The 12,603-nt window shown below is 69.7% G+C and carries 10 protein-coding genes and 1 pseudogene; 6 read left to right on the top strand and 5 right to left on the bottom strand.

Translation table 11 applies throughout. The annotated features are described in order from the left end of the window. The first annotated feature begins 197 nt into the window (after positions 1–197). The 5 genes from ACWGDB_RS25180 to ACWGDB_RS25160 all read left to right on the top strand — a co-directional run bounded on the left by ACWGDB_RS25180 (position 198) and on the right by ACWGDB_RS25160 (position 6,487). The gene (locus tag ACWGDB_RS25180) at positions 198–1,466 is read left to right on the top strand and encodes an extracellular solute-binding protein (RefSeq protein ID WP_453824477.1); all 1,269 of its coding nucleotides are present in this window, start codon (positions 198–200) and stop codon (positions 1,464–1,466) included. Positions 1,467–1,585: 119 nt separating this feature from the next. Next, the gene (locus ACWGDB_RS25175; RefSeq protein WP_453824476.1) at positions 1,586–2,572 is read left to right on the top strand and encodes a carbohydrate ABC transporter permease; all 987 of its coding nucleotides are present in this window, start codon (positions 1,586–1,588) and stop codon (positions 2,570–2,572) included. After that, positions 2,569–3,432 carry a carbohydrate ABC transporter permease gene (locus ACWGDB_RS25170; protein ID WP_453824475.1) on the top strand — a complete coding sequence of 288 codons (864 nt, stop codon included), beginning with the start codon at positions 2,569–2,571 and terminating at the stop codon, positions 3,430–3,432. Before ACWGDB_RS25175 ends, ACWGDB_RS25170 begins: the two co-directional genes overlap by 4 nt. Positions 3,433–3,474: 42 nt before the next feature. After that, complete coding sequence (locus tag ACWGDB_RS25165; RefSeq protein ID WP_453824474.1) at positions 3,475–5,007, top strand: beta-N-acetylhexosaminidase; 1,533 nt, start codon at positions 3,475–3,477, stop codon at positions 5,005–5,007. A 46-nt stretch (positions 5,008–5,053) separates the two neighbouring features. After that, entirely contained in the window at positions 5,054–6,487 is a 1,434-nt protein-coding gene (locus ACWGDB_RS25160; protein WP_453824473.1) for a cellulose binding domain-containing protein, read from the top strand. A 293-nt stretch (positions 6,488–6,780) separates the two neighbouring features. On the opposite strand, the pseudogene ACWGDB_RS25155 reads toward ACWGDB_RS25160, so the two are convergent. Continuing rightward, a pseudogene (locus ACWGDB_RS25155) lies at positions 6,781–7,464 on the bottom strand (LLM class flavin-dependent oxidoreductase); the annotation flags it as partial. Here ACWGDB_RS25155 and ACWGDB_RS25150 point away from each other — a divergent pair. Continuing rightward, entirely contained in the window at positions 7,428–8,549 is a 1,122-nt protein-coding gene (locus ACWGDB_RS25150) for a PP2C family protein-serine/threonine phosphatase (protein WP_453824472.1), read from the top strand. The pseudogene ACWGDB_RS25155 and the gene ACWGDB_RS25150 sit on opposite strands and share 37 nt — an antisense overlap. A 77-nt stretch (positions 8,550–8,626) precedes the next feature. Here the strand turns inward: ACWGDB_RS25150 and ACWGDB_RS25145 are convergent, their stop codons facing one another. Genes ACWGDB_RS25145 through ACWGDB_RS25130 form a run of 4 tightly spaced genes read right to left on the bottom strand, consistent with a single transcriptional unit; the run spans position 8,627 to position 12,600 of the window. Continuing rightward, entirely contained in the window at positions 8,627–9,931 is a 1,305-nt protein-coding gene (locus tag ACWGDB_RS25145; RefSeq protein ID WP_453824471.1) for a sulfate adenylyltransferase subunit 1, read from the bottom strand. Beyond that, a complete protein-coding gene (gene cysD, locus ACWGDB_RS25140; protein WP_453824470.1) occupies positions 9,931–10,863 on the bottom strand; it encodes a sulfate adenylyltransferase subunit CysD in 933 nt (310 codons plus the stop codon). Before cysD ends, ACWGDB_RS25145 begins: the two co-directional genes overlap by 1 nt. Next, entirely contained in the window at positions 10,860–11,417 is a 558-nt protein-coding gene (gene cysC / locus ACWGDB_RS25135) for an adenylyl-sulfate kinase (protein WP_453824469.1), read from the bottom strand. Before cysC ends, cysD begins: the two co-directional genes overlap by 4 nt. 22 nt (positions 11,418–11,439) lie before the next feature. Continuing rightward, positions 11,440–12,600: an OsmC family protein gene (locus ACWGDB_RS25130; RefSeq protein WP_453824468.1), complete on the bottom strand. Its 1,161-nt coding sequence runs from the start codon at positions 12,598–12,600 to the stop codon at positions 11,440–11,442. Positions 12,601–12,603: the final 3 nt, after the last annotated feature.

Raw genomic sequence — 12,603 nt, 5'->3', positions numbered from 1 at the left:
CACTGGTCAGGTGGAGTGTAGCCATCAATCTCCCCACCACGACATGGCTCAGCGTGAATCGTTCAATCAAAAGCCAGGCCAGCGCGGAGGGTTGACGCTTCGATTGGTCTATGCCAACTTCATCGACCAATAAGAGGTCACCTGACCAGTCACCCAACTGGTCAGGTGGCGTGGTGCTTTCCTTCCAGGGGTGAACTGTGAAGCTCCGCATGCTTGCCGGTGTTTCCGCGCTGGTGCTCGCCGGCGGCCTCAGTGGCTGCGGCGGCGATTCGGGGTCGTCCGGGAAATCCGCCGACGGCCGGACGAAGATCGATGTCTGGCTCATGCGCGACAGCGTCTCGGCGAGGTTCCAGAAGGAGTTCGTCGCGGGCTTCGAGGCAGCCCACGCGGACATCGACGTGAAGGTCCAGATCCAGGAGTGGGACGGCATCGGCGAGAAGGTGACCGCCGCCCTCGCGAGCAATGACGCCCCGGACGTCATCGAGACGGGCAACACCCAGGTCGCCCAGTTCGCGCAGAGCGGCGGCCTGCTCGACCTCAGCGACAAGGTCGACGAGCTCGGCGGCGGCAACTGGCTCAAGGGGCTGGCCGAGCCCGGCGCCTACGAGGGCAAGCAGTACGGCATCCCGTACTACGCGGCCAACCGCGTCGTGATCTACCGAACGGACCTGTTCGAGAAGGCCGGCGTCGACGCCGCTGCCATCAAGACCCGTGACCAGTGGATCGCCGCGACCGAGAAGCTCAACACGGGCGGAACACAAGGCGTCTACCTGCCGGGGCAGATGTGGTACGCGCTGGCCGGGTTCATCTGGGACGAGGGCGGCGACCTCGCCACACGGTCCGGCGACACCTGGAAAGGCGCACTCGACAGCCCGCAGGCCGTACGCGGCATGAACTTCTACGAGCAACTGCAGGCTCTCGGCAAGGGCCCCAAGGACGCCGACGAGGCGCAGCCCCCGCAGGCCGAGGTCATGGCCAAGGGGCAGGTGGCGCAGATCATTTCGACGCCCGGCGGGGCCAATGTCGTCATCGCGAACAATCCCGGCCTCAAGGGCAAGCTCGGCTTCTTCCCGATCCCCGGCAAGACCGCAGCACGGCCCGGTTCGGTGTTCACCGGCGGCTCCGACCTCGTCATCCCGGCGGCATCGGGCAAGCAGGACGCCGCCTACACGTTCATCAAGGAACTCACCGGTGACGCCTGGCAGCGCAGACTCGCCGCGGCCATGAGCTACGTACCGAACAAGACGACCCTGGCCGACGCGGTCGCCGCCGACCCTGGTGCCTCCGCGATGGCCGTTGGCGCGGCCGTCGGCCGGGCGACGCCCAACACCCCCGGCTGGGCCGCCGTCGAGGCGAAGAACCCCATCAAGGACTACATGACCGCCGTGCTCACCGGCGCCGATGCCCGGGCCGAGGCTGCGAAGGCGTCCGCGTCGATCACTGCGGCCATGGCGACAGGATCCTGAGCCGTCTTCGATGCCGCGCTCGGCGCGCCCGTGCCCTTGGACCCGCCGCACGGCGCGAGCCGCACACCGAGTGAACCCGCCGCACAGTGCGGAGCCGCACACCGAGAGGAGAGGACATCGTGACGGTCGTCCGTGAAGCCGGCACGCCACCCGCCTCGCTCCCGAGGCCGGTCAACGGGTCGGCCCGGCCCGGCCGCGGGGGCAGGCGCGGGCCCGTCGGGAGCGGAGCCTGGCCCTATCTGCTGGTCGCCCCCGCGATCCTGGGCATGCTGTACCTGCTCGCGTACCCCCTGATCCGCACGGTGCTGATATCGCTCCAGGACTTCCAGCTGCGTCAACTCATCCAAGGCGACGCCCGGTTCGTGGGCCTGCGCAACTACGAGACCCTGCTGACGGACGCCCACTTCTGGCAGGTCGTGCGCCGCACGTTCCTCTTCATGGCCGTGAACGTCGCCCTGATCATGCTGCTCGCCACCCTGGTCGCCCTGGTGATCGAGCGGTTGGGCCGGGTGGGCCGTACGGCCGTCCTCAGTGCGCTCGTGCTGAGCTGGGCCATGCCGGTGATCGCCGCCACGACGGTCTTCCAGTGGCTGTTCCACTCGGAGTTCGGCATCGTCAACTGGGCCCTGCAACAGCTGGGGTTCACGTCGTTCGACCGCTACCCCTGGTTCGCCCACGGTCCGGCCGCCTTCACCATCCTGGTCGTGCTGATCGTCTGGCAGTCGGTGCCGTTCGCCGCCATCACCCTGTACTCGGCCCTGGTCACCGTGCCGACGGAACTGTACGAGTCGGCGCGCATCGACGGCGCATCGGCGCGGCGCATCTTCCGCGCCATCACCTTCCCCATGATCCGGCCGATCTTCATGCTGGTGTTCTCGCTGGAGGTCATCTGGACCTTCAAGGCCTTCGTGCAGATCTGGGTGATGACCAACGGCGGCCCGGGCGACGCCACCACCATCCTGCCCGTCTACGCCGTGCAGACCGCGCTGTCGAGTCAGCGCTACGACCTCGGCTCGGCCGCCTCGATGGTCACCGTGCTGATGCTGGCCGGCGTGCTCGTCTTCTACTTCCGACAGATGTTCCGCCAGGAGGGCGAGGCCCTATGAGCGCCCCGCGAGCCGTCATCAGCAGCACGGCACGCCTACGGCTTCGGCGCACGCCGCTGCACATCGCCGCCGGAGTGATCGTCGTGGTCTGTCTCTTCCCCGTGTACTGGATGGTCGCCACCGCGTTCAAGCCCAGCCGGGACATCCAGTCCGACAGCCCCCAACTGCTGCCCCGCACCTGGACGTTGGACCACTTCCGTGCCGCTGTCGACGCCGACGGCTTCGGACTGTTCTGGCGCAACAGCATCCTCGTGACGCTGGGCGCCGTCCTGCTCTCCCTGCTCGTCGCACTGGGCGCGTCGTTCGCCGTGGCCCGCATGCGCTGGCGTGGCAGACGGCAGTTCATGCTGATGGTGTTCATCGCGCAGATGGCGCCCTGGGAGGCGCTGATCATCCCGGTGTACATCATCTCCCGAGACACCGGCATGCTCGACCGGCTGCCCACCCTGACGCTGGTCTACTTCATGATGACGCTGCCCTTCACCATCGTGGTGCTGCGCGGGTTCATCGCCGCCATCCCACCGGAGTTGGAGGAGGCAGCGCAGGTCGACGGCTGCACTCGCCTGCGGGCCTTTCGGCACATCGCCTTCCCCCTGCTCGCCCCCGGGCTGATGGCCACCTCCCTGTTCGGTTACATCACCGCCTGGAACGAGTTCGCCTACGCCAACTTCCTGATCATCAAGCACCAGGACAGCCGCACCCTGCCCGTATGGCTGTCGTCCTTCCAGAACGTCTTCGGCACGGACTGGGGCGCCACCATGGCCGCCTCCACGCTCTTCGCCCTCCCCGCGCTGGCCGTGTTCCTGCTGCTCCAGCGCCATGTGACGGCCGGCTTCGCCGCCGGCGCCGTCAAGGGCTGACACTCCCCCGCCCTGTCCCGTACCCGACCCCCGGAGACAGCTGTGCCCGCACCCCCGACCGGGGCCTTCTCCCTGCTCCCCCGCCCCACCAAGGCCCATGCCAGAGCCGGACACTTCACCTTCGCCCCCGATACCTGCCTGCGCATCAGCGGCGGTGCCGAACCCGCCGCCCACCTGCTGCGCACCCTGCTCGCCCCTGCCACCGGCCTGCCGCTGCGTTCCGCCGAGGACGCCGCCGTGGTTCTAGCCCTCGACCCGGCCCTGACCGGGCTCGGCGGCGAGGGATACGGGCTGACGGTCGGACCTCAGTCCGTACTGCTGCGCGCAGCAAGGACCACCGGGCTGCTGCGCGGAGTGCAGACGATCCGCCAGCTCCTGCCCCCGCAGGCCTTGGCGGCATCGCCGCAGCCCGGTGTGCGATGGTCACTGCCCTGTGTGGAGATCACGGACATCCCCCGGCACCGCTGGCGCGGAGCGATGCTCGATGTGGCCCGCCACTTCCAGCCGGTGTCGTACCTGCGCCGGTACGTCGATCTCCTCGCCCTGCACAAGATCAATGTCTTTCATCTGCATCTGACCGACGACCAGGGCTGGCGGATGCCGGTCGCGGCGTATCCCAAGCTCACCGAGATCGGCGCCCATCGTGCCCAGTCCATGACCCGCGCCGACGGCGACGACCACGACGGTGTGCCGCACGGCGGCGCCTACACCCGCGCCGAGTTGGCCGACCTGGTGCAGTACGCGGCTGCCCGAGGCATCACCGTGATGCCCGAGATCGAGATGCCCGGCCACGTCCGTGCCGCCCTGGCCGCATATCCGCACCTGGGCAACCGTCCCGACCGGGTGCTGGACGTGTGGACCAAGTGGGGCGTGTGCGACACCGTCCTCGGAGTCCACGAAGAGGTCTTCGACTTCTGCCGCACCGTGCTGGAAGAGGTCATGGACGTCTTCCCCTCCCCCTACATCCACATCGGCGGGGACGAATGCCCCACCATCGAATGGGAGCAGAGCCGTCAAGCCGGGGCGCGCGCCCGGGATGCCGGGCTGAACGGTCCCGCAGCTCTGCACGGGTGGTTTCTGGGCCGCGTCGGAGCGTTCCTGGCCCGGAACGGTCGACGGCCGGTCGGCTGGGCCGAGACCGGCATCGAGCTGCCCGGCCCCTTCACCGTGATGGCCTGGCGCGACCCCGCACATGCCCTGACCGCAGCCGGGCGCGGCCACGACGTGATCAACGCCCATTACCGCGCCACCTACTTCGACCATCCGCAGCGCGGCGGAGCCCAGGAGCAGCCGGCGCAACCAGGAGCCGTCGTGGCGCTGAGGGACGTACACACGCACGATCCCGTCCCCGAGGGGGCCGCACCCGAAGTCGCCGCCCGCGTCCTGGGCACCCAGGCGCAGCTGTGGACCGAGTACGCCGCGACGCCCGGTCGCCTCGAGTACCTCACCTTTCCGCGCCTGTGCGCCCTGGCGGACCGCGCCTGGAGCGGCCCGACGCCGTGGGCGGACTTCCGCTCCCGCCTGGACCGGCACGTCCCGCGCCTTGACGCCCTGGACGTCCGCCGCCACCCCTGATCCCCCGAGCACGACGAACCCACATCCCGTGTTGGAAGGAATCGGCATGAAGTCCCGAACCATTCCGAGCAGGCTGCGTATCGCCGCAGCCGCCTCCGTGGCCATGGCCATGGGCACCGCCGGCCTCACCGCCCTGACCGGCACCGCCGGCGCCGCGGCCGAGGCGGTGACGGTCCAGTATCGGACCAGCGCCACGGGCGTCACGGCTGACCAGGCCGAACCCTGGCTGAAGGTCAGGAACACCGGCTCCGGCACCCTGCCGCTCAGCACCGTCAAGGTGCGCTACTACTTCAAGGCCGATTCGGCCGGCGCCACCTACCGCTTCGCCTGCTCCTGGGCGGTCAAGGGCTGCGCCAACATCACCGGCACCTTCGGCACCCCGGCCAATCCCACGGCCACCGCCGACCGTTACCTGGACATCGGCTTCACCGCGGGGGCGGGCACCCTCGCGCCCGGTGCCGACACCGGGGACATGCAGCTGCGCTTCCACCGGGCGGACTGGCAGACGCTCAACCAGGGCGACGACTACTCCTTCGGTCCCTCCCAGGCGTCGTACGCGGACTGGTCGAAGGTCACCGCTCAGGTGTCCGGCAGCACGGTGTGGGGGACGGCCCCCGAGGGCAACGACCCGACGGATCCCCCCACCGACCCGCCCACCGATCCTCCGGCCGGCGGACAGAGCCTGTTCGACGACTTCAACTACAGCAGCTCCAGCGACCCGAAGATCTCGGCGAACGGCTGGAACGTGCGCGCCAACTCCGGCGGGCCGGGGGTGCCCGGTGCCACGTGGTCCCCGGAGAACGTCACCTTCGCCAGTTCCGGCGGCAACTCGGTGATGAACCTGCGGACCTCGACCGCGGGGACGGCCGAGAGCACCAAGCAGACCGAAGTACTCACCAAGGCCATGAAGTTCAAGAACGGCACCTACGCGGCCCGGGTCAAGTTCTCCGACGCGCCCGTGTCCGGCCCGGACGGTGACCGCCTCGTCCAGACGTTCTTCACCATCAACGACCTCAAGGCGCCCATGGCCGACGACTACGCGGAGTACGACTTCGAGTACCTGCCCAACGGCGGCTGGGGCGAGCCCGCCAACATCCTGTACACGACGTCCTGGGAGACCTACAACCCCGACCCCTGGCAGGCCGTCAACCAGCACACCGAGTCCCGGCAGAGCTGGGCGGGCTGGCACGACCTGGTGCTCACCATCGACAACAGCTCCATCAAGTACTACGTCGACGGCCGGCTCTTCGGCACCCACGACGCCGCGTACCTGCCCGAGCGCCCCATGTCCATCAACTTCAACCAGTGGCTGATCGACCTCGCGGGCCAGACCAGCACCACTCCGCGGTCCTACGACGAACAGGTCGACTACGTCCTGCACGTCAAGGACCAGGTCCTGAGCCCGGCTCAGGTCGCGGCAAAGATCAGCGCCTACCGCACAGCCGGCACCACGTTCGAGGACACCGTCCCCAACGGCTAGGCACTCTCTGTGGGCAGCGGGGCTCAGCCGGTTCGCACCGGGACCGAGCCCTGCTGCGTCCATGCGCTACAGCTGCGGAAGCACCTCGCCGGCGATGAGTTCCAGGTGGTCGAGGTCGGTGAAGTCGATCAGTCGGAGGTGGAAACGGCCGGTGCCGATGGCGGAGAACTCGCCGAGCCGGTCCACGAGTTGGGCCGGGGGATCCGATCACCGGGTCCTCCGGTGGCAGCGCGCTCTTGACGTGCAGGGGGGCGGCCGATCGCGACCACGACACCGGTCGAGAGCACCAGCGGTGCCCGACCGGCGTCCGCCCGGCCGGTCCGTTCGCATGGCTCGGCAACTCGTCGGTACGCCCGGGCAGTCTCTGCCACCGACTTGAAGGGCATGTTGAACTCGTCGGCGTACCGAGCGGCCAGCTGCGGGGTGCGCTTGGGCCCGCGGCCCCCGACGATGATCGGCGGCGCCGGCACCTGCACGGGCTTCGGCAGAGCGGGCGCGTCGAGCAGTTGGTAGTGGTCACCGTGGTGGCTGAAGTGCTCACCGACCGGTGTTCGCCACAGGCCGGTGATCACGGCCAGCTGCTCCTCCAGCCGGTCGAAGCGCTCCGGGGCGGGCGGAAACGGGATGCCGTACGAGGTGTGCTCCCGTTCGTACCAACCGACGCCGAGGCCCAGCTCGACCCGCCCCCCCCGCTCATCCGGTCCACCTGCGCCACCGTCACGGCCAGCGGGCCCGGTAGTCGGAAGGTGGCCGAGGTGACCAGGGTGCCCAGCCGGATCCGCGCCGCGATCGGCGCGGTCATCGGCGAGTTCCAGGCCGGTGAGAGCGGGCTGGCTTTCTGATCGTGCAGGCAGGCGGGGTCGGCGACACCGCCACGCAGGACCCCGCGCCGTGGGCGTCGGTGCGGGCGCCGGGGCACGGCGGGGTGTATCCAGAATGTATGGTTCCGAGACGCCGCAAAGATCACCGTCGCTCACAGGAGCCACGTCACGTGCTGCTGGCGGTGCCGATCATGATGATTGTGATCGTCACGGTGGTCGACATCCTGGCTCCGCCCAGGGTCCACCTCGGGCCGTTCCTGGTGGCCGCGCCCGCCGTCACCGCGTCGTTCGCCGGTCCCCGGACGACCGCATGCGTCGGCGCGCTCGCCGTATCGGCCCAGGCCGTGGTGGCGGTGGCGCGTACCAGCATCGCCGATCTGAACCACTCCTCCCAGCTGGTCATTCTGATCCTGATGTCAGCGTTCGCGACCTCTTTCGCCGCCCGGCGCGAGCGTCATGAAAGGGAGCTGAGTCAGCTGCGGTCGGTCGCGAAGGCCGCGCAAGAGGTGGTGCTCAAGCCGATTCCCCAGCGTGTCGGCTCGTTGCGCATCGCGTCGGTCTACCTGGCCGCCGAATCCGAGGCGCAGCTGGGCGGCGATCTGTATGCCGCCGCTCGTACGGCACACGGGACCCGGATCGTCATCGGCGATGTGAGAGGCAACGGCCTGGAAGCCGTCGGAGATGCCGCCCTCCTGCTCGGCGCGTTCCGGGGCGCAGCCCACCGGCAGGCCGATCTACCGGCGCTCATGGCCTTCCTCGAGGGAACCGTCTCCTCGGACCTGGACGACCCAGCGGCTCTCGACACCGCGACCGAGGATATCGGCGAAGCGTTCATCACTGCCGCCGCACTGGACATCCCGGACAACGAGCCGGTCCTTCACCTGATCAACTGCGGACACCCCTCGCCTCTGCTGCTGCGCCGCGGCCACGTCAGTCCCCTCGAGGTACGCGACCCGGCACCGCCCCTGGGCCTCACCGAATTCATGAAGACCGAGCTGTCCGAGGAAGAGTTCGCCTTCGAGTACGGCGACATCGTCCTTCTCTACACGGACGGTGTCATCGAGGCCCGCAACCGCGAGGGCGCCTTCTACCCGCTCGCGGAACGGGTGGCCGACAAAGCCGACAAGGAGCCCGACGCCCTCCTGGCCCACCTGTGCAAGGACCTGATGCGGCACGTCGGCGGACATCTGGGAGACGATGCCGCCATGGTGGCGATCGAGCGCATGCCGCGGCGATCCTGAGGACGCGGGTCCGCCGACGGGCTCGGGCAGGCGGCGCGGACCTGGCGCTGTGACAGGAAACGTTCGCCGCGTCGCTGTCACGTGATCGAGGAAGCGGAAGCTGTCGGCGGATCAGGAGGAGCCAGGTGGCCGGTCGGCGGCACCGGTGAGGCCATGCCGGCGGCGAGTGTCGTGCCGTCGGCCGGGTCGATCAGGAGGAAGGAACCGGTGCTGCGGGAGTCGGCATAGGCGTCCAGGGCCAGTGGTTCGGCGGCGCGCAGCCGGATCCGGCCGATGTCGTTGGCGACCAGTTGTCCGGGCTCCGGCCGCTGGGAAAGGTCGTCCGGACCGAGCCGCGAAGGGATCTCCTCGACCCGGGCCCGCACGGTTCGCGTGGTGTGCTTGATCAGGACACGTCGGCCGACGGTGAGCGGGGTGTCGGCCACATGGCAGACCGTCGCCTCGACATCCCTGCTGGTGGTCGGCAGGTCCGCGGAGGGAACGATCAGGTCACCGCGGGCGATGTCGATGGCGTCGGCGAAGAGGAGGGTGACCGACTGCGGGGCCCGCGCCGCGTCGACCGGCCTGCCGAGCAGATCGATCCCGGTGATGGTCGAGGTGTGGCCGGAGGGGAGGACCGTCACCGATTCGCCGACCCGGAAGGCGCCGGCCGCGATCTGGCCCGCGTAGCCGCGGTAGTCGGGGTGTTCGGCGCTGCCGGGGCGAATCACGTACTGCACCGGGAAGCGTCCCTCGGCATCGGCCGGATCGTGCCCGGCCTCGACGGTCTCCAGATGCCGGAGGACGGTGGGGCCGTCGTACCAGGGCATGGCGGCCGAGGACTCCACGACGTTGTCGCCCTCGAGGGCGGAGATCGGAACGGCGGTGACGTGCGGCACGCCCAGTGCGCCCGCGTACGCGGTGAATTCCTCGGCGACCGGAGTGAACGCCGACTCCGCGTAGCCGACCAGGTCCATCTTGTTCACGGCCAGCACCACCTGCGGGACGCGCAGCAGAGCGGCGATCGCGGCGTGCCTGCGCGTCTGCTCGACCACTCCCTTGCGTGCGTCGACCAGGATGACGACGAGGTCCGCGGTGGAGGTGCCGGTCACCATGTTGCGGGTGTACTGCACATGGCCCGGGGTGTCGGCGAGGATGAACCGGCGGCGCGATGTGGCGAAGTAGCGGTACGCCACATCGATGGTGATCCCCTGTTCCCGCTCGGCCCGCAGCCCGTCGGTCAGCAGCGCCAGATCGGGCGTCGCGGTTCGCGATGCCCTCGCCACGTCCTCGAGTTGGTCGGTCAGGACGGACTTGGAGTCGTACAGCAGGCGGCCCACCAGAGTGGACTTGCCGTCGTCGACCGAGCCCGCGGTCGCGAAGCGCAGTGTGTCGGCGTTCATCAGAAGTACCCCTCGCGCTTGCGGTCCTCCATGGCGGCCTCGGACAGCTTGTCGTCGGCGCGGGTCGCGCCCCGCTCGGTGAGCCTGGACCGGGTGATCTCGGCGATGACGTCCGCCACCGTGCGGGCTTCCGATTCGACGGCGCCCGTGCACGACATGTCACCGACGGTTCGGTATCTGACCTGCCGGGTCGTCACCCGCTCGTCCCTCGTGGGACCGCCCCACGCACCCGCGGTCAGCCACATCCCGTCCCGCTGGAACACCTCGCGCCGGTGCGCGAAGTAGATCTGCGGCAGGTCGATCCGTTCCCGGGCGATGTACTGCCACACGTCCAGTTCGGTCCAGTTGGACAGCGGGAAGACACGGACGTGTTCGCCGGGGGCGTGCCGGCCGTTGTACAGGTTCCACAGCTCCGGACGCTGACGGCGCGGATCCCACTGGGAGAACTCGTCGCGCAGGCTGAACACCCGCTCCTTGGCGCGTGCCTTCTCCTCGTCGCGCCGGGCGCCGCCGAACACCGCGTCGAACCGCTCGGTCCGGATCGTCTCCGTCAGCGGAAGGGTCTGGAGCGGATTGCGGGTGCCGTCGGGACGTTCACGCAGCATCCCGCTGTCGATGTAGTCCTGGACCGGGACGGCGTGCAGCCGGAGCCCGTGTGCCGCCACCACCCGGTCCCGGAAGTCGAGGACCTCGGGGAAGTTGTGCCCGGTGTCCACGTGCAGCAGCGGGAAGGGGACCGGTGCCGGCGTGAAGGCCTTCAACGCGAGGTGCACCACGACCATGGAGTCCTTGCCGCCGGAGAACAGGATCACCGGCCGTTCGAACTCGCCGGCGACCTCGCGCAGGATGTGCACCGCCTCGGACTCCAGCCGGTCCAGGTGGGACAGCGCGAACGAGCGGGCCGCGACCCGGGGCGCGGCCGGGGCCGTCACGCCAGCCCCCGCTCGACGAGCAGCCGGTGGACCGCTGCGGCGGACTCGTGCACGGACTGAGCATGTGTCTGCACGCGAAGGTCCGGTGACTCCGGCACCTCGTAGGGGTCGTCGACGCCGGTCAGTCCGCTGATCTCGCCCGCGGCCTGCCTGGCGTACAGCCCCTTCACATCGCGTGCCGCGCACACGTCCAGCGGGGCGGCGACATGGATCTCCAAGTAGGGCGTGCCGTTGGACAGATGGCGCTTGCGGACGGCCTCGCGGCTGTCGGCGAACGGGGCGATGACCGGTACGAGCGCGAGGACTCCGTTGCGGGCGAGTACCTGGGCCATCGTGCCGATGCGTTGGACGTTGGTGTTCCGGTCCTCGCGGCTGAAGCCGAGGTCGGGCGAGAAGACCTGCCTGAGCCGGTCCCCGTCGAGCACCTCCACCCGCCGATCCCGAGAGCGCAACAACTCGGCCAGTTGCCGGGCGAGCGTGCTCTTGCCGGAACTCGGCAGGCCCGTCAGCCATACCGTCGCGCCGGGCCGGCATGTGCAGACCGGCTGTGTCATGCGGTCCCCCTGGTGACTTCTCTCAGCCGTCATGGCCGGCGTTCTTCTGACTGTTCGTCTGTTCGGCCTGCTGCCCGGCCTTCCGGGTCAGTTCGTCGCGTACGGCCTCGGCGTCCGCCGTGATGCTGTGGTCGGACACCACCTGCCGGCCGGCGAGCCACAGTTCGACGTCGAGTGCGCGTGGCGTGGCGAGGGTGGCGAGGAGTACGGAGCGTGCCAGCGCCCGGGACAGGTCGGTCGGCGACAGGCCCTGGGCGACGGCTTCGAGGGACAGGCCGTGAAACCGGCTGGGCACCTCGCGTGCGACGTTCAGCATGCCGCGGGTGTCGAGGAGCCCGGCGGCCCGCAGCACGCTGCCGTCCGGGAGCAGTGAGGCCAGTTCGGCGCAGAGGGCGGCGAGCAGGATCTCCTGCGAGTTGGGGGCACGGTCGATACCCAGCATCTGCTTCGCCTGATCCACGCCCCAGGGGCCCGACCGCGGGCGGGCGCCGGGTGTGCCGACCGTGGTGACATAGCTGCCCTCGGAGCCGTACTCCCAGGTCACGGTTGCTTCGATGGTGGTGCTCCGGGCAAGGCCCGCCGCCTCGGAATCCGCGCCGGGCGCGGGCGCTGGGGCGTCGAGGGCGGTCGTCCGGCCCTCGGCGCCGACGAGGACGACGGTGTCGAGGGGGGCCGCGTCCAGGAACACCCGGTGGTTGGGGCTGAAGGCGGTCACCAGCCGGTTGATCGAGCGGGCCGTGTCGGGGTCCGTGTCGCAGTCGACCTCGCAGCGCCAGGCGATGTTCTGAAGCGGCCGCCCGGCGACGGGCCGTCCCGTCCGGTCGAGCTCCAGGTCGGCCCGGACCGTGATGGACATCGCGCCGAGGGTGACGCCCCTGGCGGTGTAGCCGTTGACGGAGGTCACCATGACGCAGGCCCCGAGAGCGGCCAGTGCCGACTCGTACGGGGTGGGCCGGGCGCCGTCCGGTTCGTCGGCGGTCACGGTGAGGCGATGGCCCAGCCGGAAGTCGCGGGCCATCCGTACGGTGCCGTTGCGTGCCGTGAGCGTGCGGGAGGTGACGCTTCCCGGGGTGGCGGCGCCGACCGGTGTCTCCACCGCGAAGCGTGCGACCGCCTCCGCGGGGATCTCCCGTATCTCGTGCACCATCTCCGACACTCCGGCGATGTTCAGTCCGTTGCGCATACT

It is taken from the genome of Streptomyces sp. NPDC055013 (assembly GCF_053608645.1).
The sequence above is the reverse complement of the archived record's forward strand: the minus strand, read 5'-3'. Positions and strand labels throughout refer to the sequence as shown.

Excerpts from the sequence above, each read along its gene's own strand:
- ACWGDB_RS25170 (WP_453824475.1), top strand. The coding sequence starts at position 2,569 with ATGAGCGCCCCGCGAGCCGTCATCAGCAGCACGGCACGCCTACGGCTT.
- ACWGDB_RS25145 (WP_453824471.1), bottom strand. The coding sequence starts at position 9,931 with ATGAACGCCGACACACTGCGCTTCGCGACCGCGGGCTCGGTCGACGAC.
- cysC (WP_453824469.1), bottom strand. The coding sequence starts at position 11,417 with ATGACACAGCCGGTCTGCACATGCCGGCCCGGCGCGACGGTATGGCTG.
- ACWGDB_RS25130 (WP_453824468.1), bottom strand. The coding sequence starts at position 12,600 with ATGCGCAACGGACTGAACATCGCCGGAGTGTCGGAGATGGTGCACGAG.
- ACWGDB_RS25160 (WP_453824473.1), top strand. The coding sequence starts at position 5,054 with ATGAAGTCCCGAACCATTCCGAGCAGGCTGCGTATCGCCGCAGCCGCC.
- ACWGDB_RS25150 (WP_453824472.1), top strand. The coding sequence starts at position 7,428 with ATGGTTCCGAGACGCCGCAAAGATCACCGTCGCTCACAGGAGCCACGT.